At 52.6% G+C, this 22,389-nt stretch carries 21 protein-coding genes; 14 read left to right on the top strand and 7 right to left on the bottom strand.

Features of this window, described 5'->3' with window-relative positions:
* The 6 genes from entE (at position 1) to J4613_RS11445 (ending at position 6,201) form a co-directional block, all read left to right on the top strand.
* On the top strand, positions 1-1,611 hold the full coding sequence (gene entE, locus J4613_RS11470) for a (2,3-dihydroxybenzoyl)adenylate synthase EntE (RefSeq protein ID WP_111742411.1): 1,611 nt from the start codon (positions 1-3) through the stop codon (positions 1,609-1,611).
* A gap of 13 nt (positions 1,612-1,624) precedes the next feature.
* Positions 1,625-2,482, top strand: a complete 858-nt coding sequence (locus tag J4613_RS11465) for an isochorismatase (RefSeq protein ID WP_001007166.1) — start codon at positions 1,625-1,627, stop codon at positions 2,480-2,482.
* The gene (gene entA / locus J4613_RS11460; protein ID WP_001112176.1) at positions 2,482-3,237 is read left to right on the top strand and encodes a 2,3-dihydro-2,3-dihydroxybenzoate dehydrogenase EntA; all 756 of its coding nucleotides are present in this window, start codon (positions 2,482-2,484) and stop codon (positions 3,235-3,237) included. Before J4613_RS11465 ends, entA begins: the two co-directional genes overlap by 1 nt.
* Positions 3,238-3,239: 2 nt before the next feature.
* On the top strand, positions 3,240-3,653 hold the full coding sequence (gene entH, locus J4613_RS11455; protein WP_000637966.1) for a proofreading thioesterase EntH: 414 nt from the start codon (positions 3,240-3,242) through the stop codon (positions 3,651-3,653).
* 181 nt (positions 3,654-3,834) lie between these two features.
* Positions 3,835-5,940 (top strand): pyruvate/proton symporter CstA, encoded by a 2,106-nt coding sequence (gene cstA / locus J4613_RS11450; protein ID WP_079958617.1) that lies wholly within the window; start codon positions 3,835-3,837, stop codon positions 5,938-5,940.
* 63 nt (positions 5,941-6,003) lie between these two features.
* Positions 6,004-6,201, top strand: a complete 198-nt coding sequence (locus J4613_RS11445; RefSeq protein WP_000460619.1) for a YbdD/YjiX family protein — start codon at positions 6,004-6,006, stop codon at positions 6,199-6,201.
* 35 nt (positions 6,202-6,236) lie between these two features.
* Here the strand turns inward: J4613_RS11445 and J4613_RS11440 are convergent, their stop codons facing one another.
* Positions 6,237-7,325: an oxidoreductase gene (locus tag J4613_RS11440; protein WP_079958616.1), complete on the bottom strand. Its 1,089-nt coding sequence runs from the start codon at positions 7,323-7,325 to the stop codon at positions 6,237-6,239.
* 126 nt (positions 7,326-7,451) lie between these two features.
* On the opposite strand from J4613_RS11440, the gene J4613_RS11435 reads away from it, so the two are divergent.
* On the top strand, positions 7,452-8,612 hold the full coding sequence (locus J4613_RS11435) for a pyridoxal phosphate-dependent aminotransferase (RefSeq protein WP_001245592.1): 1,161 nt from the start codon (positions 7,452-7,454) through the stop codon (positions 8,610-8,612).
* On the opposite strand, the gene J4613_RS11430 is transcribed toward J4613_RS11435, so the two are convergent.
* From J4613_RS11430 to dsbG, 4 genes are all read right to left on the bottom strand, one after another.
* Positions 8,613-9,230: a ParB/RepB/Spo0J family partition protein gene (locus J4613_RS11430; RefSeq protein WP_001164756.1), complete on the bottom strand. Its 618-nt coding sequence runs from the start codon at positions 9,228-9,230 to the stop codon at positions 8,613-8,615. It abuts the gene before it with no gap.
* Positions 9,203-10,438, bottom strand: a complete 1,236-nt coding sequence (locus tag J4613_RS11425; protein ID WP_000118137.1) for a phosphoadenosine phosphosulfate reductase — start codon at positions 10,436-10,438, stop codon at positions 9,203-9,205. The genes J4613_RS11430 and J4613_RS11425 overlap by 28 nt, the downstream gene beginning before the upstream one ends.
* Positions 10,439-10,603: 165 nt before the next feature.
* Positions 10,604-11,506 carry a LysR family transcriptional regulator gene (locus J4613_RS11420; protein WP_000002497.1) on the bottom strand — a complete coding sequence of 301 codons (903 nt, stop codon included), beginning with the start codon at positions 11,504-11,506 and terminating at the stop codon, positions 10,604-10,606.
* Between the two features lie 316 nt (positions 11,507-11,822).
* Positions 11,823-12,569 (bottom strand): thiol:disulfide interchange protein DsbG, encoded by a 747-nt coding sequence (dsbG, locus tag J4613_RS11415; protein WP_000597122.1) that lies wholly within the window; start codon positions 12,567-12,569, stop codon positions 11,823-11,825.
* 440 nt (positions 12,570-13,009) lie between these two features.
* On the opposite strand from dsbG, the gene ahpC reads away from it, so the two are divergent.
* The 6 genes from ahpC (at position 13,010) to J4613_RS11385 (ending at position 19,866) form a co-directional block, all read left to right on the top strand.
* Complete coding sequence (gene ahpC, locus J4613_RS11410) at positions 13,010-13,573, top strand: alkyl hydroperoxide reductase subunit C (RefSeq protein ID WP_000052802.1); 564 nt, start codon at positions 13,010-13,012, stop codon at positions 13,571-13,573.
* Positions 13,574-13,814: 241 nt separating this feature from the next.
* Complete coding sequence (gene ahpF, locus J4613_RS11405) at positions 13,815-15,380, top strand: alkyl hydroperoxide reductase subunit F (RefSeq protein WP_000887643.1); 1,566 nt, start codon at positions 13,815-13,817, stop codon at positions 15,378-15,380.
* 332 nt (positions 15,381-15,712) lie between these two features.
* Positions 15,713-16,273 carry a molecular chaperone gene (locus J4613_RS11400; RefSeq protein ID WP_000377444.1) on the top strand — a complete coding sequence of 187 codons (561 nt, stop codon included), beginning with the start codon at positions 15,713-15,715 and terminating at the stop codon, positions 16,271-16,273.
* The gene (locus tag J4613_RS11395; RefSeq protein ID WP_111742410.1) at positions 16,266-18,545 is read left to right on the top strand and encodes a molybdopterin-dependent oxidoreductase; all 2,280 of its coding nucleotides are present in this window, start codon (positions 16,266-16,268) and stop codon (positions 18,543-18,545) included. The genes J4613_RS11400 and J4613_RS11395 overlap by 8 nt, the downstream gene beginning before the upstream one ends.
* On the top strand, positions 18,542-19,099 hold the full coding sequence (locus J4613_RS11390) for a 4Fe-4S dicluster domain-containing protein (protein ID WP_001250381.1): 558 nt from the start codon (positions 18,542-18,544) through the stop codon (positions 19,097-19,099). The genes J4613_RS11395 and J4613_RS11390 overlap by 4 nt, the downstream gene beginning before the upstream one ends.
* Positions 19,099-19,866, top strand: a complete 768-nt coding sequence (locus tag J4613_RS11385) for a dimethyl sulfoxide reductase anchor subunit family protein (protein WP_000417096.1) — start codon at positions 19,099-19,101, stop codon at positions 19,864-19,866. Before J4613_RS11390 ends, J4613_RS11385 begins: the two co-directional genes overlap by 1 nt.
* A gap of 67 nt (positions 19,867-19,933) precedes the next feature.
* On the opposite strand, the gene uspG is transcribed toward J4613_RS11385, so the two are convergent.
* Complete coding sequence (gene uspG / locus J4613_RS11380; protein ID WP_000278499.1) at positions 19,934-20,362, bottom strand: universal stress protein UspG; 429 nt, start codon at positions 20,360-20,362, stop codon at positions 19,934-19,936.
* A gap of 222 nt (positions 20,363-20,584) precedes the next feature.
* On the opposite strand from uspG, the gene J4613_RS11375 reads away from it, so the two are divergent.
* Entirely contained in the window at positions 20,585-21,823 is a 1,239-nt protein-coding gene (locus tag J4613_RS11375; RefSeq protein ID WP_001749275.1) for a zinc-dependent alcohol dehydrogenase, read from the top strand.
* A gap of 82 nt (positions 21,824-21,905) precedes the next feature.
* Here J4613_RS11375 and rnk read toward each other — a convergent pair whose 3' ends face one another.
* The gene (rnk, locus tag J4613_RS11370; protein WP_000089748.1) at positions 21,906-22,316 is read right to left on the bottom strand and encodes a nucleoside diphosphate kinase regulator; all 411 of its coding nucleotides are present in this window, start codon (positions 22,314-22,316) and stop codon (positions 21,906-21,908) included.
* Positions 22,317-22,389 lie beyond the last annotated feature (73 nt).

Raw genomic sequence — 22,389 nt, 5'->3', positions numbered from 1 at the left:
ATGCGTATACCTTTCACCCGTTGGCCGGATGAATTTGCCCGCCGTTATCGTGAAAAAGGCTACTGGCAAGACGTGCCGTTGACCGATATTCTGACCCGCCACGCTGACAGCGACAAGACGGCGGTCATTGAAGGCGAGCGCGCATTCAGCTATCGCCAGCTCAACCAGGCCGCAGATAATCTGGCCTGCAGTTTACGCCGTCAGGGCATCAAACCTGGCGAAACCGCTCTGGTACAACTGGGGAATGTACCGGAACTGTATATCACCTTTTTCGCCCTGTTGAAGCTTGGCGTAGCGCCCGTTCTGGCGCTGTTTAGCCATCAACGTACCGAACTTAACGCCTATGCAATGCAGATCACGCCGACGCTGGTGATTGCCGATCGCCAACATACGCTGTTCGCCGGGGAGGACTTTCTCAACACGTTTGTGGCTGAACACCGCTCTGTGCGGGTGGTGTTATTGCGCAACGACGACGGCGATCACAGCCTGGACGCGGCGATGCGGCAGGCGGCGGAAGATTTCACCGCCACGCCATCACCTGCTGACGAAGTGGCCTACTTTCAGCTTTCCGGCGGTACTACCGGCACGCCAAAGCTTATTCCCCGTACCCATAACGACTATTACTACAGCGTGCGCCGCAGCAATGAGATTTGCGGTTTCAACGAGGAGACGCGTTTTCTGTGCGCGATTCCCGCCGCGCATAACTACGCCATGAGTTCGCCAGGCGCGCTGGGCGTTTTTCTCGCCAAAGGAACGGTAGTGCTGGCGACCGATCCCAGCGCCACGCTCTGTTTCCCGCTGATCGAAAAACACCAGATTAATGCCACGGCGCTGGTGCCGCCCGCGGTCAGTCTATGGCTACAGGCTATCCAGGAGTGGGGCGGCAATGCGCCGCTGGCGTCATTAAGGTTATTGCAGGTCGGCGGCGCGCGGCTTTCTGCGACGCTGGCCGCCCGTATTCCGGCTGAAATTGGCTGTCAGTTGCAGCAGGTCTTCGGCATGGCGGAAGGGTTAGTGAATTATACCCGGCTGGACGATAATCCGGAACGGATTATCAATACCCAGGGAAGACCCATGTGTCCGGACGACGAAGTGTGGGTGGCGGATGCTGACGGGAATCCACTGCCGCCGGGCGAGATTGGTCGTCTGATGACGCGCGGCCCCTATACTTTTCGCGGCTATTTCAACAGTCCGCAACACAATGCCAGCGCCTTTGACGCCAACGGTTTTTACTGTTCCGGCGATCTGATCTCCATTGATCAAGACGGCTACATCACCGTTCACGGGCGTGAAAAAGATCAGATCAATCGGGGCGGCGAGAAGATAGCCGCCGAAGAGATAGAAAACCTGTTACTGCGCCACCCGGCGGTGATCCATGCGGCGCTGGTCAGCATGGAAGATGAACTACTGGGGGAAAAAAGTTGCGCATATCTGGTGGTAAAAGAGCCGCTGCGAGCGGTACAGGTACGCCGTTTCCTGCGAGAGCAGGGCGTGGCGGAATTTAAATTACCGGATCGCGTGGAGTGCGTTGCGTCACTGCCGCTGACGCCGGTTGGTAAAGTCGATAAAAAACAATTACGCCAGCGGTTGGCGTCACGTTCACCGCTCTGAAGGAGAAAGAGAGATGGCCATTCCAAAACTACAGTCTTACGCGCTGCCCACCGCACTGGATATCCCGACCAACAAAGTGAACTGGGCATTTGAGCCGGAGCGCGCGGCGCTGCTCATCCACGATATGCAGGATTACTTTGTCAGCTTTTGGGGCCGCAACTGCCCAATGATGGACCAGGTAATTGCCAATATCGCCGCTCTGCGCCAGTACTGTAAGGAGCATCATATCCCGGTCTATTACACCGCTCAGCCGAAAGAGCAAAGCGATGAAGATCGCGCGTTACTCAATGATATGTGGGGGCCGGGACTGACGCGCTCTCCGGAACAGCAGAAGGTGGTAGAAGCCTTAACGCCGGATGAGGCGGATACGGTGCTGGTGAAGTGGCGCTATAGCGCGTTTCACCGCTCGCCGCTGGAACAGATGTTAAAAGATACCGGACGTAATCAGCTCATCATTACCGGCGTGTATGCGCATATTGGCTGTATGACCACCGCTACCGATGCGTTTATGCGCGACATTAAGCCGTTTATGGTGGCGGATGCGCTGGCGGATTTCAGCCGGGAAGAGCATCTGATGGCGCTGAACTATGTGGCGGGGCGTTCCGGTCGCGTCGTCATGACCGAGTCGCTGCTGCCGACGCCGGTTCCTGCCAGTAAAGCGGCGCTGCGGGCGTTGATTCTGCCGTTGCTGGATGAGACCGACGAGCCGCTGGATGATGAAAACCTGATTGATTATGGCCTAGATTCAGTACGCATGATGGGGCTGGCAGCGCGCTGGCGTAAAGTACACGGCGATATCGACTTCGTGATGCTGGCGAAAAACCCGACCATTGACGCCTGGTGGGCGCTGCTTTCTCGCGGGGTAGAGTAATGCCCTGTATTGATTTTTCAGACAAAACGGTATGGGTGACCGGGGCGGGGAAAGGGATCGGTTACGCGACGGCACTGGCGTTTGTTGACGCCGGGGCGCGGGTGATCGGCTTCGATCGCGAATTTACGCAAGAGAGTTATCCCTTTGCTACCGAAGTTATGGATGTGGCGGATGCCGGGCAGGTTGCGCAGGTGTGCCAGCGTGTGTTGCAAAAAACGCCGCGGCTGGATGTGCTGGTCAACGCTGCCGGTATTTTGCGTATGGGAGCGACCGATGCGCTTAGCGTCGACGACTGGCAGCAGACATTTGCGGTCAATGTGGGCGGGGCATTTAACCTGTTTTCCCAGACGATGGCGCAGTTTCGCCGTCAGCAGGGAGGGGCGATTGTCACCGTAGCCTCAGATGCGGCGCATACGCCGCGTATCGGTATGAGCGCTTACGGCGCCTCTAAAGCGGCGCTGAAAAGCCTGGCGCTAACCGTAGGGCTGGAGCTGGCGGGCTGTGGGGTGCGCTGTAATGTGGTGTCGCCGGGCTCGACCGACACCGATATGCAGCGCACTTTATGGGTGAGTGAAGATGCCGAACAGCAGCGCATTCGCGGTTTCGGCGAACAGTTTAAGCTCGGCATACCGCTCGGTAAAATCGCCCGTCCGCAGGAGATAGCCAATACCATTTTGTTTCTTGCCTCCGATCTGGCCAGCCACATTACCTTGCAGGATATCGTGGTGGACGGCGGTTCAACATTGGGAGCCTGACGATGATCTGGAAACGGCATTTAACGCTGGATGAATTGAACGCTACCAGTCAGAACACGCTGGTGGCGCATCTGGGCATTGTTTACACCCGTCTGGGCGATGACGTGCTGGAGGCGGAAATGCCTGTCGATGCCCGCACTCATCAACCGTTTGGTCTGCTACACGGCGGCGCATCGGCAGCGCTGGCGGAGACGTTAGGATCAATGGCGGGTTATCTGATGACCCGCGACGGGCAGTGCGTGGTCGGGACCGAGTTAAACGCCACCCACCACCGCGCCGTCTCGCAGGGGAAAGTACGCGGCGTTTGCCTGCCGCTGCATCTGGGGCGGCAGAATCAAAGCTGGGAAATTACGCTCTTTGACGAGCAGGGGAGGCGCTGCTGCACCTGTCGCCTGGGAACGGCGGTAATGGGATAGTTCTGGCAAAGTAAAATGCAATTGCAGCGTCAACGAAGAAAGGAAGTGATCTGGTTAACACTGTAATGTAAAAAATGGGTAACGATACGGTTTTATCATGTTGTTGTGTTGTTAATTACGGTAAAGGTGTTATAGAAACAAAATGTAACATCTCTCTGGAACACCCAAACGGACAACAACTATGAATAAATCAGGGAAATACCTCGTCTGGACAGCGCTCTCAGTATTGGGTGCGTTTGCCCTGGGCTATATTGCGTTAAATCGTGGGGAACAGATCAACGCGCTATGGATCGTGGTGGCGTCGGTCTGTGTCTATCTTATTGCGTATCGTTTTTATGGGCTCTATATCGCCAAAAAAGTGCTGGCGGTTGACCCAACGCGTATGACGCCCGCGGTACGTCATAATGATGGTCTGGATTATGTCCCGACCGATAAGAAAGTGCTTTTTGGTCACCATTTTGCGGCCATTGCTGGCGCAGGTCCGCTGGTCGGGCCGGTACTGGCGGCGCAGATGGGCTATCTGCCGGGGATGATCTGGCTGCTGGCGGGCGTCGTGCTGGCGGGAGCGGTGCAGGACTTTATGGTGCTGTTCGTCTCGACCCGGCGCGATGGGCGTTCGCTTGGCGAGTTGGTTAAAGAGGAGATGGGCGCGACGGCAGGGGTGATCGCGCTGGTAGCCTGCTTTATGATCATGGTGATCATTCTGGCCGTCCTGGCGATGATCGTGGTGAAAGCGCTGACCCATAGCCCGTGGGGAACGTACACTGTCGCGTTCACTATTCCACTGGCGATTTTTATGGGCATCTACCTGCGTTATCTGCGTCCGGGGCGCATCGGCGAGGTGTCGGTCATTGGGCTGGTATTCCTTATTTTCGCTATTATTTCCGGCGGATGGGTGGCGGCAAGCCCAACCTGGGCGCCGTACTTTGATTTTACTGGCGTGCAGCTTACCTGGATGCTGGTGGGTTATGGTTTTGTCGCGGCGGTACTGCCGGTCTGGCTGCTGCTCGCGCCGCGTGATTACCTCTCTACCTTCCTGAAAATTGGTACGATTGTCGGTCTGGCGGTCGGGATTCTGATCATGCGTCCGACGCTGACTATGCCGGCGCTGACCAAATTTGTTGATGGTACCGGACCGGTCTGGACGGGCGACCTGTTCCCGTTCCTGTTTATTACCATCGCCTGCGGCGCGGTCTCCGGTTTCCATGCGCTCATCTCCTCCGGCACGACGCCGAAGATGTTGGCCAACGAAGGCCAGTCCTGCTTTATCGGCTACGGCGGGATGTTAATGGAATCTTTCGTCGCCATTATGGCGCTGGTCTCCGCCTGTATTATCGATCCGGGCGTTTACTTTGCGATGAATAGCCCGATGGCGGTACTGGCGCCAGCGGGGACAGCGGATGTCGTGGCTTCTGCCGCGCAGGTGGTCAGTAGTTGGGGGTTCGCTATCACGCCGGATACGTTACACCAGATTGCCAATGAAGTCGGCGAACAATCCATTATCTCCCGCGCAGGTGGTGCGCCAACGCTGGCGGTAGGGATGGCCTACATTTTACATGGCGCGTTGGGCGGCATGATGGATGTGGCGTTCTGGTATCACTTTGCCATTCTGTTTGAAGCGCTGTTTATTCTGACGGCGGTGGATGCGGGTACCCGTGCGGCGCGCTTTATGTTGCAGGATCTGTTGGGCGTAGTGTCGCCAGGGCTGAAACGTACCGATTCGCTGCCAGCGAACCTGCTTGCTACGGCATTGTGCGTGCTGGCGTGGGGGTATTTCCTCCATCAGGGCGTGGTCGATCCGTTGGGCGGTATTAACACCCTGTGGCCGCTGTTTGGCATCGCTAACCAGATGCTGGCGGGCATGGCGCTGATGCTTTGCGCCGTGGTACTGTTCAAAATGAAGCGTCAGCGTTATGCGTGGGTCGCGCTGGTGCCAACGGCCTGGCTGCTGATTTGTACGCTGACGGCGGGCTGGCAGAAAGCGTTTAGTCCGGATGCGAAAATCGGCTTCCTGGCCATTGCCAATAAGTTCCAGGCGATGATCGACAGCGGCAATATTCCGCCGCAGTACACCGAATCGCAGCTCGCGCAGTTGGTATTCAATAACCGTCTGGATGCCGGGCTAACCATCTTCTTTATGGTGGTGGTCGTGGTGCTGGCGGTCTTCTCTATTAAGACGGCGCTGGCCGCTCTGAAGATTGATAAACCGACGGCGAATGAAACGCCGTATGAGCCGATGCCGGAAAATGTGGATGAGATCGTGACGCAGGCGAAAGGCGCGCACTAATCTTTTTACATCAATAGCCCTCTCCAGAATAAGGAGAGGGCATTTGGATGACAGGTGACAACGATGTTCGATACGCTTTCGAAAGCCGGAAAATATCTGGGACAGGCCGCAAAAATGATGATTGGCGTGCCAGACTACGACAACTATGTTGAGCATATGCGCATAACGCATCCGGATCAGACGCCGATGACCTATGAAGAATTTTTCCGCGAGCGGCAGGATGCGCGCTATGGTGGAAAAGGCGGCGCGCGTTGCTGCTGAGGGTTGCCAGGCCTGATAAACGCAACGTCACCAGGCTATATTCTGAAAAATTCAACTTTTTCAAACGCCGCACGCAGGGTGTCTGGCGTTAACGTCACCGGTAAATAGTGGATGGATTCGACCGGGCGCAGGGTATGCGCGATTACCCTATCGATCTCGGCGGTGTTATGAATATCCACGTCCAGTTCGCTAAGCCGGGCCGGCAGATGAAATCGCCGGTACGCTGTAATCAATTGCGCCAGCACGTCATCTTGTCCCAGTAGCGCGCTTTGCACCAGAATGCCATAAGCCACTTTCGTTCCGTGCAGGAATTTTTCCGTTTGCGGCAGGACGGTCAGACCGTTGTGTACCGCATGGGCGGCGGCGACACGGGTATAGCGTTCCCCGAGGCCGCCGACCATACCGCCGCCAGCAATAATCGCATCCACCACGTCGCAAAATGCCTGTGTCAGCCGACGCTGCTGTTTATCCGCTAATGCTTGTTCGCTGCTGGTCAGCAGGAGATCGCGAATAGCGCACGCGCTGTTAATGCCCAGCCTTACGGTCAATGGCAATGTTTCAGGCTGCGGCGCAAGCACAACGGCTTCATACCATTTCGCCAGCGTATCGCCAATGCCAGCTAACAGATAGTCATCGGGCGCCTGCAGAATAATGCGCGGTTCGACCAGCACCAGAAAATTGGCATCATCAAAAATTTCGAACTGTAACGCCTGTCCCGCGTCGCTATACCAGACGGAAAGCGGTGTCCAGGCGGCGCAGGTCGCCGCGATGGTCGGGATAGCGACAAACGGCAGCGCCAGACGGCGGGCGAGCGCTTTGGCGGTATCGAGCAGCGCGCCGCCGCCGACGCCTATCACCACCTGACGATCGTCGTTGCAGGCGTGCGCCAGTTGGGCAACATGGCGTTCGCTACAATGGCCGGTAAACGGCAGATGCTTTGCGCCAGCACGTTCAAACGCTTCCGGCAGGTAAGGCCGGGCGGCGGCAATCGCGCGTTCGCCGTACACCCAAACGGCGTGGGAAAGCTGTTCCGGCGTGAAAAAGTCGGTCAGTCTTTCGAGGCTTCCTGCATGGGAAAAATAATTCGCCGGGCCGGTAACGACGCGGATCTCAGTGTGGTTCATGTTGTGTTGTCCTTAGGGTCTTCTCACCGTTGTTATTATATTTAGACATCTAAACGTCTTGATTGCCAAATACTAACACCCTGTGATAGTGTGTCAACAACCACATCACTGGCGGGTATGAAGATAATGAGAAATAACCCACTGATTCCAAAAAGCAAATTGCCCAATCTTGGTACCACGATTTTTACGCAAATGAGCGCGCTGGCGCAGAAACATCAGGCAATAAATTTATCGCAAGGCTTCCCTGATTTTGATGGTCCTCGTTATTTGCACGAGCGGTTGGCTTATCATGTCGCGCAGGGCGCGAATCAATATGCGCCGATGACGGGGGCGCAGGCGCTGCGGGAGGCCATTGCCGATAAAACGGCGGAAATATATGGTTATCGACCCGATGACGTCAGTGATATCACCGTCACAGCGGGCGCGACAGAAGCGCTGTATGCGGCGATTACCGCGCTGGTGCGGGCAGGGGATGAGGTTATCTGTTTCGATCCCAGTTACGACAGCTATGCCCCGGCCGTGGCGCTCTCCGGCGGAGTGTTAAAACGCATAGCGCTTACGCCGCCGCATTTTCGCGTCGACTGGCAGGCGTTTTCGGCGTTGCTTAGCGAGCGCACGCGACTGGTGATCCTCAATACGCCGCATAATCCCACCGCTACCGTCTGGCGCCAGGCGGATATCGAGGCGCTGTGGCAGGCTATCGGCGAGCGGGAAATTTATGTATTAAGCGATGAAGTGTACGAACATATTTGTTTTGCCGCCGAAGGTCATGCCAGCGTACTTGCGCACCCTCAGTTACGAGAGCGGGCGGTTGCCGTTTCATCGTTTGGTAAAACCTTTCATATGACAGGATGGAAGATTGGTTACTGCGTTGCGCCTGCGGCCATTAGCGCCGAAATACGCAAAGTTCATCAGTACCTGACGTTTTGCGTCAATACGCCGGCGCAACTGGCGCTGGCGGATATGCTGCGCGCCGCGCCGGAACACTATCGCGCGTTACCCGATTTTTACCGGAAAAAACGCGATGTGTTGGTTAACGCGCTGGCGCAAAGCCGATTAAAAGTGCTGCCCTGTGAAGGTACCTATTTTCTGTTAATCGATTACAGCGCAGTGTCGACGCTAAATGACGTTGAGTTTTGTCAGTGGCTAACCGAAGAAGTCGGTGTCGCCGCTATTCCGCTCTCTGTCTTTTGCGCCGCCCCTTTCCCGCATCAGCTTATACGTTTATGTTTCGCTAAACAGGAATCAACGCTGCTGGCCGCCGCAGAGCGCCTGTGTAAACTGTAGTTATTTAACCGTCCACGCTCTGGAGAATCGACGGTCTGCAAAAAGCTCCTGCAGGCCGTTGATCTGTTTCAGGCGCAGGACTTCATCGGCGTCCATACCTAACTCCTGGCCGATTTTGCTCTCGTCCCAGCCTAGCAGAGAAAGTTCGCGCACGATTTCTGACATGGCGTGGATCTGGTGGCGCCCGCGCGCGCGGTTATGCCGAATGGTTGCCGCCATGCGTTCGTGACGTTCTCTGTCCAGACACGTTATCGGCAGGTAGCCTTTCAGACGCCTTTTCAGGGCCGCTTTTCCTTTGCCCAGCTCATGACGGTGAAAACCGTCTACAATCTCGTACTCCTCCGTATTGGCCTTTACCACCACGATCGGCTGAGTAAACCCATCTTGTTCAATCGATTTAAGCAGCAGTTTTTTCTCCGGCGGCGCAACGTTATTCGGGTTGTAGTCATTAGGTGAAATATGATCGTTTTTCACCCACAGGACACAATCGACAGGCTCATCGCGAAAAGGACTAACGCTATGTATCGCCATTCTAAATTCATTAATGGCGGCGATCCTCTCCTCTTCAGGCAGTTCAGAGAGAAAGTGAGTTATTTCGGTTGTGAGTCGGTGTTGCATAAGATCCCCCATTCCTGGCGTTTAGCTTTCATACGTTCGTTATAACGCTGGTAATTCTTAGGTTTTGTCGGACTGAATGACAGCGCCCGGCACCAGTAATCATTGTTCAGTAATACTTTGCAGATCCGTCGCCACGACGGAATATCGCGCGATCCGATATCGCCATGCTGCGTTTGTGGAATGGTGTGCATGCCTTTTTTCTTATACCACTGCAAATAAACGGCGATTTTATTACGGTAATGTTCGGCAGTGACTTCAGGCATACTGTGTAGCAGGAGCAGCGCGTACTCTTCCCAGTTAAGGTGATCGGGTTTTAAAATTTTCCGGTGGCCGTAAAAATGGCTGTCTTGTCCGGCGTATATTCCTCCGCTGAGTGCGCCGCTGACTCTGGCGCACATGGCCGCCCAGCGCTCAGGTTCGATAACATGATACAGCCATAACCCCTGTCGTTGTTCCGGGCCGAACGGTTCGCAAATACGCATGTAACGGGGCGGTACTCCAGCCTGATACATCAAATTATACAAAGGGTTACATGGTTTACCTGTTTTGGCGAACCAGGTCCAGATATCTGCGGTTTTCCAGTCATAGATGGGATAGATATACCAGGTGTGCCCCTTAGGGGCTAACGTGGTCCAGGGCTTATCGTCGGCAAAGCGCAGCTTATGCGAGTTAGCGATAGCGGCAAATCGGTTATAGGATTCGTCGGAACGAATACCGACCAGCATAGCGGCAGGACGTTTTTCTGAAAACCAGTCGGCAAAATCGCGAACGAACTGTTCAAAGGTCATGCCGTGTTGATAAAAGGAAAAAAAGGCCGGATCGGTAATCGCATCTTCTGGCGGTTGTCGTACCCAGTCGGTACCCGGCTGCCAACACTGCCACTCCGGCTGGTATTGTGAAAGGGAATTTTGTGTGGTTAAGGGTAATGCGACCCAATAAAAACGCTCAATAACGTCCGCGTAGTATTCACGTAACGATTCAATATAGGCGATGGTACAGGAGAATTGCGCTTCCCAGTCAATGAAGAGAACATGGATCTTTTTATTCATTTTGCGCGCCAACGTTGCCGTCAGGTGCAACATAAGTCCTGAATCTTTACCACCAGAAAATGAGACGCAGACCCGGGGTAAGGTTTCCAGGGTCCACATTATACGCTCTTGAGCCGCTTCCAGAACATTTTGCTCGAGCGGAACTTTATAAACCGACATCTCTGGATAGTCTCCGATGTGTTAACTACAGTATATTCGAAATAATTAACATAAAGGATAAGCAGATTAGATGAACTTGCAATGCTTTATTATATTTGTAAAATAAATATATCCCATAAACATATACATTAAATTTATATTAATATCCGTTATCTGACCTTCTTATTAATGTTTTTTTGTGATGTGCTCAATGAGCTCAGCAAATCCGCTATTATTCAGCGAAGCCCTATTATACATAAGATAGAATTGTATGGGAGCAATGGTAAAAGGTATGGTGACTTTTTTAAGTTTGATAGAGGAAGAGTAATAGTCAAAAAATGTTTGTGGTAAAAAACCAATAAGCTCCGTGGAGCTGATAGAGTTGGCGATGGTCATCAGCGATTTGCTTCTGAAACCAATTATTCTTTCCCCCAGCACATCATCCATAAGTGAATGATATTCTTTCATACCGGTTGCCCGGGAGACGAGTTGCGTAAATGACTCTTGTAGAATTTCGTCGATAGTGGCGGTGTCGCCTAGTCGGGGATGGTTTTCACTGCAAACCAGGATGCATTCTAGCCTATTAAAGTGAGTACAAACAATAGAACGATTATTCAGTGGGGCCATTGAAACCACAATATCTGCTTTGCGGTAGGCAAGCAGATCTTCAGGCAGTTCGTCAGTGGTCAAAATGTCGTGATGTTCAATTTCAACCTGTGGATCTTTGCGGATATATTTAACTAATTTCATCACATATTGGGTGATCAACAGCTGTGGGCTGTAGATAATAAATTTTTTCTTCAGGCTGGACTGATTCATTATATTAATAGTTTGTTCCAGGCTGTTAAGATTATTTTCTAAATGATAATGTAAATTAATGCCTGTTACGGTAGGCGTAATTCCTTTGCCTGAACGAATAAATAGAGGGTCGTTGAATTGCGTGCGCAGGCGTTGCAATGACTGGCTTACGGCAGAAGGTGTAATATAGAGTGTTTCTGCTGCTTTGCTAATGCTTAAATGTTGATAGATACATTCAAATATAACCAACAGGTTAAGATCAAATTTTTTAAGGTCGTAAAGGTTAGCCATAGTATGTTCCCGGCATTATCATGGTATCTTCCATGATTATGACTTAATCTCAATAATTTACCAGAGTTATGTTTATTAAACTTAATGTAGAGTTTATTTAAACTAAAATACCACAGTTATGAATATTTTAGCGAGTAAATAATTACAGTAAAGGCGGACATAACGTACACTTTTATAACCACGCCGTTAGTCTAAAAAGGCTGTGTCGGATGACATGCTGGTCTGGCGTCGCGTTAATGCCAGTCAGAGGTTGGCCCGACAAACGTAGCGCTATCGGGCGTGGTACGGTTAAGCTCCAGCTTTGCTAATTTCTGCGTTAAGGCTGCCCCATCATGGCGTCCAGTTGCGCTTTTTCCGGTAAACCCACAACCTGTTGCAAAATCTTATCTTTATTCATGTAATAAATTGCTGGCGTCGCGTTAGCGCCAAGATCGTCCATTAGCTGCTGATTCTGATTAATGACTTTCATCTGCGCCGGGGGGATGGACGCCGGAACCTCCAGCTTCATCTTTCCTGCGGAGGCTTCATAGTCATGCCAGGTTTTCGCCGGGTCTTTCGCGGCTAAAATCGCTGCGGCTGTGGCCGGGCTTTCCGGTTTAATCACGCCGACCAGTAATGTGCGTAATTGTACCTTGCCGGATTCGACCCACGGACGAGCTTGTTGCCAAAACTGCTTACAATAGGGGCAGAAAGGGTCGGCGAAGACATACAGCACCACCGGCGCGTCTTTTTTACCGTCGAGTATCCATGACGCTTTTTCCATTTTCTGCCACATTTCACGTCCGGCCGGTGCATAGATCTCTTTTTCTATCAGGGCGTTGCTAAGATTTTCGCCTTTTTCATTATACATATAGCCGGAAATCGCGTGTTTACCGTCCGGCGTCAGGTAAATCGTGACGCCCATATCCTGATACTTTCCGAGATAGCCCTTCATGCCCCCCGGCGCCTCGAAGGATTTCAGGATAGTTATACCCTGTTTTTCAATGGCTTTAACCGGCGCAGGCAGTTCTTCCGCGTGGGCGAGAATGGGCAGCATAGCAAGCAGCAATGTACGTTTAATCATATTTTTTCCTTTTAATATCAAAGCGAAAAGAGTATTAATGATGATGCCTATCACAGACATAGGTAAGAGCTGGCGTGCCAGGATTGCCCTTTCTGTGCTGGGGTGATGTAATCCTTTTCGCTGTTACAGCCTTTGTTAAGGTAATGTAGAGCGCAACACTTAGCCAGCATATACGCTATGGATTTCGAGTTGCAGACAATACGTCTGTAATTTGCAAGACGAGTCGTACTGGCTCTGAAGTTACCTACGGGTAGTTCAGGTAATGGGGCCGCCTGTCAGGCGGCCTTTTTACTTTAGATGGCTGACAGGGCGCAGTGTTCACAATGTCGCCCGAATCGGGTTGTTAGTTAACGCTTATTGATTTGATAATGGAAACGCATTAGCCGAATCAGCAAAATTTCGTTAACTTACTCCTCAACGAAAACACGGAGGAAGTATAGATGTCCTTAATTAACACCAAAATCAAACCTTTCAAAAACCAGGCGTTCAAAAACGGTGAATTCATTGAAGTCACCGAGAAAGATACCGAAGGCCGCTGGAGCGTCTTCTTCTTCTACCCGGCCGATTTTACCTTTGTTTGCCCGACTGAACTGGGTGACGTTGCCGACCATTACGAAGAACTGCAGAAGCTGGGCGTAGACGTTTATTCCGTCTCAACCGATACTCACTTCACGCACAAAGCATGGCACAGCAGCTCTGAAACTATCGCAAAAATCAAATATGCGATGATCGGCGACCCGACTGGCGCCCTGACCCGTAACTTCGACAACATGCGTGAAGACGAAGGTTTGGCAGACCGTGCAACCTTTGTTGTTGACCCGCAGGGTATCATCCAGGCGATCGAAGTTACCGCTGAAGGTATCGGCCGTGACGCGTCTGACCTGCTGCGTAAAATTAAAGCAGCACAGTACGTTGCCGCTCACCCAGGCGAAGTATGCCCGGCGAAATGGAAAGAAGGTGAAGCGACTCTGGCTCCATCTTTAGACCTGGTCGGTAAAATTTAAATTTCCGTCGTCTTTCACGCCATAGCTGTGTTGGCGTCGCCTGCTCACCCCGGTCACTTACTTCAGTAAGCTCCCGGGGATTCTCAGGCTAGCCGCCTTACTCTGACGTGAAATACCTTGGAAATTGTTTCAGTCATGGGCGCACCCGCGCCCATTTCATTTCAGCACCATGACGCAAGTTGCATTAATGCAGTCCCGCGAAGTCGGCTTGCATGATGATGTTTTCAGAGAGGGAAGAAGAATGCTCGACACAAATATGAAAACCCAGCTCAGGGCTTACCTTGAGAAACTGACCAAACCTGTTGAGCTGATTGCCACGCTGGATGACAGCGCTAAATCGGCGGAAATCAAGGAACTGCTGGCTGAAATCGCCGAGCTGTCCGACAAAGTCACATTTAAAGAAGACAATACTCTGCCGGTGCGCAAGCCGTCTTTCCTGATTACGAATCCAGGTTCTCAGCAAGGGCCGCGCTTTGCCGGTTCTCCGCTGGGCCACGAATTTACCTCGCTGGTTTTGGCGCTGCTGTGGACCGGCGGTCATCCGTCAAAAGAAGCGCAGTCGCTGCTGGAGCAGATTCGCGATATTGACGGCGATTTTGAATTCGAAACTTATTATTCACTCTCCTGTCATAACTGCCCGGACGTAGTGCAGGCGCTGAACCTGATGGCGGTGCTGAACCCGCGTATTAAACATACGGCAATTGATGGCGGCACCTTCCAGAACGAAATCACCGAACGTAACGTGATGGGCGTTCCGGCGGTATTTGTTAACGGTAAAGAGTTCGGCCAGGGACGTATGACTCTGACCGAGATTGTCGCTAAAGTGGATACTGGCGCAGAAAAACGCGCGGCGGAAGCGCTGAACAAACGCGATGCGTATGACGTACTGATTGTCGGCTCCGGCCCGGCGGGCGCGGCGGCAGCGGTCTACTCGGCGCGCAAAGGCATCCGTACCGGTCTGATGGGCGAGCGCTTCGGCGGTCAGGTGCTGGATACCGTGGATATCGAAAACTATATCTCGGTGCCGAAAACCGAAGGCCAGAAACTGGCGGGCGCGCTGAAAGCGCATGTCAGCGATTACGACGTTGACGTTATCGACAGCCAGAGCGCAAGTAAACTGGTTCCGGCCGCAACAGAAGGCGGCTTGCATCAGATTGAAACGGCGTCCGGCGCAGTATTGAAAGCGCGTAGTATCATCATCGCCACCGGCGCGAAATGGCGCAATATGAATGTGCCGGGCGAGGATCAGTATCGCACCAAAGGCGTCACCTATTGTCCGCACTGCGACGGTCCGTTATTTAAAGGGAAGCGTGTGGCGGTCATCGGCGGCGGCAACTCCGGCGTTGAAGCGGCTATCGATCTGGCAGGTATTGTAGAACATGTTACGTTGCTGGAGTTCGCGCCGGAGATGAAGGCGGATCAGGTGCTACAGGACAAAGTGCGTAGCCTGAAAAATGTCGATATCATTTTGAATGCGCAAACGACAGAAGTGAAGGGCGACGGTTCGAAAGTGGTGGGGCTGGAGTATCGTGACCGTGTCAGCGGCGATATTCATAGCGTCGCGCTGGCAGGGATTTTTGTGCAGATTGGTCTGTTGCCGAATACCCACTGGCTGGAAGGCGCGCTTGAGCGTAACCGCATGGGCGAGATCATTATTGACGCCAAATGTGAAACCAGCGTTAAGGGCATCTTCGCCGCAGGCGATTGCACCACCGTTCCTTACAAACAGATTATCATCGCCACAGGCGAAGGGGCGAAAGCCTCGTTGAGCGCCTTTGATTATCTGATTCGCACCAAAATCGCATAAAAAGAAGTAAGCACACCTGCAAGGCCAGTTAACTGGCCATCGTAAATGGCCCGATAGTGTAAGCTATTCGGGCCTGCGGTGTTTATGCCTGGGGAACGCCACCGGGTAAAACACCTTCTTCATTATCAATACTCTGAAACCGTCTGTTAATAACAGACGGTTTTTTATTTCAACGGTCTTCTGTTTTTAAACTTTGAAACAATAAAAAAGCCTTCTACGGATTTAACTGGAATTTTTCTGTTTTTTTATCAAAGAAAGATTAAGCGCTTCCGTTAACATGCCAATTCTTTTTTCTTGATTTATATTGCATTTGTATGTGAGGTTATTTATTCATGGATTCAATCTATGAATCACTGACGGAATTAGAAAAAACAGGGCTTACATTGCGTGATTTTTTTAATTCTCATGATAGTCGTTCACTGAAATCTGCCTACGTGAGATTAAATCCCACTGCTGCGGTAAACCTTACCGACCGGGCGTGGCTGGAGGCGGAGTATGACTTTAATGCGCTATTCGTCGGTCCTGGCAAGCTGCTGGCTGCGCCTTTCGCTTCAGTGTATCTGGAAGAGGATGCGCTGGTGATGGGAAAGGCGACGCTGGAGATACGGGAGTTTATGGCAGCGTTGGGATTATCGGTTAATCAGGAGAGCAATATTCCTGACGATCATATTTCCTGCGTGCTGGAATTGACCACACTATTACTGGCTAATACTCGGCAAACGTCACAATACCGATCTACTCTCACTCAATATATCAATAATTATTTAACAAAGTGGGTGCCATTATATATCGAAAAAATAAAAACTCATGCACAAACGACCACGTTATATACGGTGGCGGACATCTTATTTTATTGGCTTGATGAATTAAAACGAGAGTATCAATATGAGTAATGAGACAGGACATCTGAACAGACGTTCTTTTTTAAAGGGGATAGTGGCACTGGGCGCCGTTGCGGCTTTACCCGGAGGATTACTAACCTCCCGATGCGCGCTTGCGCAGCCGCCTGTTCCCTTTAACCCTAAAACGTACAAAATTTATCGTAACGCGTGTCCGCGTAACTGCTATGACACCTGTAGCCTCAAGACGTGGGTAAAGGACGGGGTCATTACTTTCGTGGAAGGTGCGCCGGAATCAACATTTACTCACGGTACCCCTTGCGTCAAAGGGTTAAGCTATCCGCGCCGGGTTTATAGCCCCGATCGTATTAAATATCCCATGGCGCAGGACGTTCGCGGTAGCGGCAACTGGCGTCGCATCTCATGGGAAGAGGCGATGCAGCGCATTGCCGCCAAAATGCTGGAGATTAAGAAAAAAGACGGTTCTATGCTCGGTCTGGCGCTGACCAAATATTCCGGTAAGTTTGGCGTGCTGAACTATGCCGTTGAAGGGATGATGTCCTCGCTTGGCTACACCACCCGTTTTGCCGGTACGCCGTGCTGGCCTGCCGGCATCGACGCGCAAAACTACGACATGGGCGACATGTGGTGTAACGACCCGGAAGATATGGTGAAAGCGAAATACATCATTATCTGGGGCGCCAACCCGGCCTGGTGCTCAATGCACAGCATGAAGTACATCTATCAGGCGCGCGAGAAAGGGGCGAAGATCGTGGTTATCGACCCGCTGCTGTCGCAGACTGCTGCCAAAGCCGATCTCTACCTGCGCGTACGGCCTGGCTCAGACGGTGCGCTGGCGCTGGGAATGGCGCGTCATCTGGTGGATAAAGGCTTGGTGGATCAGGATTTTGTTAACAACGATGCTCACGGCTATCCGGAATTTGAAGCCTATCTGCGTAACCATGTAACCGTGGAGTGGGCGGCAGAAATCTGCGGCCTGTCTGCGGATGTCATTCGCCAGCTGGCGGAAGAGTTTACGGCGGTTAAGCCGGCCACGGTCTGGATTGGTTACGGGATGCAGCGTCATGTCAACGGCGGCGCCAACGTTCGCGCTATCGATGCCTTTGTCGCTATGTCCGGCAACATCGGTGTCGAAGGCGGCGGCGCGCGTTATGGCCATCTGCATACCTGGGGCTTTAACTATAACGCCATGCTGCAGAAGCCGCCGGTGGGCGCTATTGGCATACCGGGAGCGGCGGGCACCACCAGTGAATTCGGGGCTGCCGCTGGCAGCGACGCCGTGCAGTACTCCGATCGCTCTCTGAATATCAACCAGACGGCGCAGGGGATTCTGGAGGCCAACGATCCGCCGGTTCGTATGCTGTGGGTCGCCTGTAAAAACCCGTTTGCCCAGGATTTCGATCGCAGCAAGATGAAAAAAGCGTTTGAAAAACTGGAAATGGTGGTCTGCGCCGATCAGTTCTTCAACGAAACGGTGCAACACGCTGATATCGTGCTGCCCGTTACCACCGCGTTTGAAGAGTGGAACGTGGATGCTTCTTACTGGCACTACTGGCTTTCCATTAATCAGCCGGCGATTAAGCCGATGTATGAAGCAAAATGCGATCTCGAAATCGCTACCATGCTGTCGCGCACCATTAATAAGATGGCGCCGGGTTCCTGTACCTTCCCGCAAGAGTTCGATCACAAGCGCTGGCTGGATCAGGAGTTCAACGACGGTATGGCGAAAATGTTCGGCATCTCTTCCTGGGACGATCTGCTGGACGGGCCAAAAAAAGCGATCCTGCCAAGTTCTGCCGCCTGGTACGACCGCAAGTTCAAAACGCCGTCAGGCAAGTATGAATTTAAATCTGAACTGGCGGAGAAAAACGGCCATACCGCGCTGCCGGAATACAAACCGGAAGCCGAGAGCAAACTGCCTTTCCATCTGTTTACGCCGCACGTGCAGTTTGGCCTGCACTCGCAGTTTATCAACCTGGACTGGATGCAGGTGTTCTACCCGGAACCGTTCGTTTATATCCATCCTTCTTCCGCGAAGAAAAAAGGCATCAGCGAGAACGATCTGGTCAAAGTTTTCAATGGCACCGGTGAAGTTGAGCTGCGGGCAAAAGTCACCACCAACGTGCCGGAAGATTTTCTGGTGATGTATGAAGCGTGGTTCCCGAAACGGCAGTACAACGTGCAAAACGTCGTGGCCGATACGCCTGCTGATATGGGGCTGATGAAAACTGGCGCGCCGGGCGCCGCTATCCACAGTCAGTTTGCTGACGTTGTATTGATCGGTAAAGGGGAATCCGTAGCATGAGACGTGCGTTTTTAGTGAATAGCGATAAGTGCATCGGCTGCCGCGGCTGTGCTATGGCGTGTAAAAGCTTTAACCAACTGGAGCCGGATCGCTTCTGGCGCTACGTTTATCCGTTGGATAAAGACATCTATCCACATGAAGAGCGGGCGTTTTACTCGCTGGCCTGTAACCACTGCGAACATCCGGCCTGCGTCGCTGCCTGTCCGGTCGAAGCCTATACCAAACGTGAAGATGGCGTGGTGGTGCATAACCCTGAGCGCTGCATTGGCTGCAAAAACTGTATTCGTAACTGTCCTTATGGCGCGCCGCGTTTTAATGAAGAGACACGTAAAGCGGAAAAATGCAGTATGTGCTACGAGCGTCTTGATATCGGTATGAATCCGGCGTGCGTAAACGCCTGTCCGGTGGGTGCCTTGTCGATTATCGATTTGGATGCCGATCCTGTGCCCGATAATGCGGTGCAGTATCCGCCAGGGTTCCCGCATATGCCACAGCTTAATCCAGGAACGCGCTTTATTCTGGCGCGCCAGCCTAAGCAGCCGGAGGACAAGTAATGGAAAAATATGAACTGCCGCTGGTGTTTTTTACGGTATTAAGCCAGATGTCTGTCGGGATGGCTTTGGTACTGACATGGCGTACGCTGCGTGGTGAAGTGGAAGGCCAGCGTTTCTATTGGTTGGCCACCGGGCTGGTGCTGGCACTGGCGTCTATTGCCGCGATTCTGCATCTGGCGCATCCCGATCGCGCTTATGATGCGCTAATTAACCTGCGACATGCCTGGTTAAGTCGGGAAATCCTTGGCGCCACGTTGTTTGGCGCAGCGGTCGGCGTAACGTTCCTGGCAAAGGGACATAAAGCGATGGCTCTTATCGCCTCCGTGTTCGGCGTGTTACTGGTGGCGGTGCAGGGGATGACCTACGCCGCGCCAGCGATGGTGGCTATCGCTAATGGGTTTACCATGCTGTTATTTTTTATTACGGTATGGGTCATGGGTTGCGCGGCGATTCCGCTGTTAAAACTCAGGCCTGCCGTTCCTGCGTTACGCCAGGGGATTGTGGTGTGTATCGCGGTACTTATCGCGGCGCCGCTGGTGTGGTTAAGCGGGGGAACGGTCATGCAGATGACGGCGCGTTCATGGCTGGCTTCACCGTTTTATCTGGCAAGCCTGGTCTGCCTTGCGCTCGCTTTTGTCGCCAGCCGTCACGGTGATTCGCGCCCGAAACTCCTGTTCGTCTTGTTATTCGTCGGCGTATTTCTGAGTCGGCTGGTCTTTTTTGGCGACACGGTGAGTACTATTGTGAATATCGGGCATTTGTACTAACGATGATGCAGTAAAAAGCCCTGCCAGGCGTGACCTGGCAGGGCGTGTCAGTTTTTAGCCGCCAGAGTTAACGCACAACCAATACCGGCAGCGTTGCATGGCGCACCACGCTTGAGGCGTTAGACCCCAACAGGTGTGTCGTGATAGACGGATTACGCGAACCGATTACCACGACATCCGCATCCAGTTCTTCGCCCATCTCATTGACGACATCGCGCACGCTACCAAAGCGAACATGCGTTTTAATTCGTGAAGGATCGATACTGAAGTGTCCCACCATCGTTTGCAGACGCGTTTCCGCCTCATGCTGTAAATGTTCTTCAAAGCGACGCACGTCGGCGGCAAAGCGGTGCAGACTCATGCTCGCGGACCCAGGCAGTACATGCAACAGATGAATGACGCCATCCTGTTGCGCCAGAAACTCAGCGTGGCGAATGGCTTTATCGCTAAGTTCCATTTCAAAAACATCAACCGGCATAATGATTGTCTTATACATACCCGTTACTCCCTGTTAATCAATACTGAATTTATTCAAGCATATAATAATGTTTCTTTCTGCTATTTGTCTGGCAATTTTAAATATTACGGCAACCTGATGTTAAAAAAGTCGTGTATTTTCCAGGAAAAATCCTAAAGCCGCCTGTTTTGCCGGCAGTCTCTCCGGGATAGCTACCCTTTTATAGTCGAACGTGACATTCACCGTTACCCCGGAGGCTGCATGAAAGCATTGACGTATCACGGTCCACATCACGTAAAGGTTGAAAACGTACCCGATCCCGGCATTGAGCAGCCTGACGATATCATTTTGCGTGTTACCGCCACCGCGATTTGCGGATCTGATTTGCATCTTTATCGCGGCAAGATCCCACAGGTAAAACATGGCGATATTTTCGGCCATGAATTTATGGGCGAAGTGGTGGAAACCGGACATGATGTAAAGAATATTCAGAAAGGGGACCGGGTCGTTATCCCGTTTGTCATTGCCTGTGGTGACTGCTTTTTCTGTCGGCTACAGCAATATTCAGCGTGTGAAAACACTAACGACGGACACGGTGCGGCGATGAATAAAAAACAGATCCCACCGCCGGCGGCGCTGTTTGGTTATAGCCATCTGTATGGCGGCGTTCCCGGTGGACAGGCCGAATATGTTCGCGTGCCAAAAGGTAATGTCGGTCCATTTAAGGTGCCGCCGCTGTTATCTGACGATAAGGCGCTGTTTCTTTCTGATATTTTGCCTACCGCCTGGCAGGCGGCAAAAAATGCCCAGATTCAGCAAGGTTCCAGCGTGGCGGTTTTTGGCGCAGGGCCGGTAGGATTACTGACTATCGCCTGTGCGCGACTGCTGGGCGCGGAGCAGATCTTCGTCGTTGATCACCACGCCTGGCGCCTGCGTTTCGCCGAAGAACGTTACGGCGCGATACCGATCAACTTCGATGATGAGAACGATCCGGCGGAAAAAATCATCGAGCAGACGGCAGGACACCGCGGCGTGGACGCGGTAATTGATGCCGTAGGCTTTGAAGCGAAAGGCAGCTTGACGGAGACGGTGCTGACGAACCTTAAACTGGAAGGCAGCAGCGGCAAAGCGCTGCGACAATGTATCGCGGCGGTCAGACGCGGCGGCGTGGTCAGCGTGCCCGGCGTGTATGCCGGTTTTATTCACGGCTTTTTATTCGGCGACGCCTTTGATAAGGGGCTAACTTTTAAAATGGGTCAAACCCATGTTCACGCGTGGCTGGGGGAATTATTACCGCTTATTGAAAAAGGGTTGCTGAAGCCGGAGGAGATTGTCACGCACTATATGCCGTTTGAAGAGGCGGCGCGCGGCTACGAAATTTTCGAAAAACGCGAAGAAGAGTGCCGGAAGGTTATCCTGGTGCCGGGAGCGACGTCGGCACAAGCGGCGCAGAAACAGGCGACGGGAGTAGTCAACCCGATGCCAGGCGGCGTTGTCTGAAGCAGGCAGAAATGAAAGGGCTAACGGAAAGAGGATGCGCAGGCATCCTCTGTGTAAACGCATTAACGCTTATGCAGATGGTTTAACGCAGGAAGTCGCCCGCGGCTTCAGGCTGATATTCGAGTTCCAGCACTTCGAGATGGGTGGAGGCGCCGCCCGGCAGTTCCCAGTGAATGGTGTCGCCGACGCGCAGTCCCAGCAACGCCGCGCCGACGGGCGCCATTACCGAAAGCTGGGTACTGCTGTCCGTCATATTGGCGGGGTACACCAGCGTCCGCACGCGTGTTTCACCATCGCTCAAATTGCGGAATTTAACGCGGCTGTTCATGGTGACGACATCGTTCGGCATCTCTTGTGGCGAACACATTTGCGCGCGATCCAGTTCGGCGTTGAGCGCGTCGGCAATCGGCAGATCCGCATACGCAGGCTGTTCCAGAAGACGATCAATACGTTCGGCGTCAAGGTCGTTAATGATAATAGTGGGTCTGGACATTTCTTACTCCATGTCATCGATACTGCGAGTAGTGCAGGTAAATGGTCCCAAAAGAAAACCCTCACCGTCTGGC

It is taken from the genome of Salmonella sp. 32020114201800008SM (assembly GCF_017572025.1).
Taxonomy (GTDB): domain Bacteria; phylum Pseudomonadota; class Gammaproteobacteria; order Enterobacterales; family Enterobacteriaceae; genus Salmonella; species Salmonella enterica.
The sequence above is the reverse complement of the archived record's forward strand: the minus strand, read 5'-3'. Positions and strand labels throughout refer to the sequence as shown.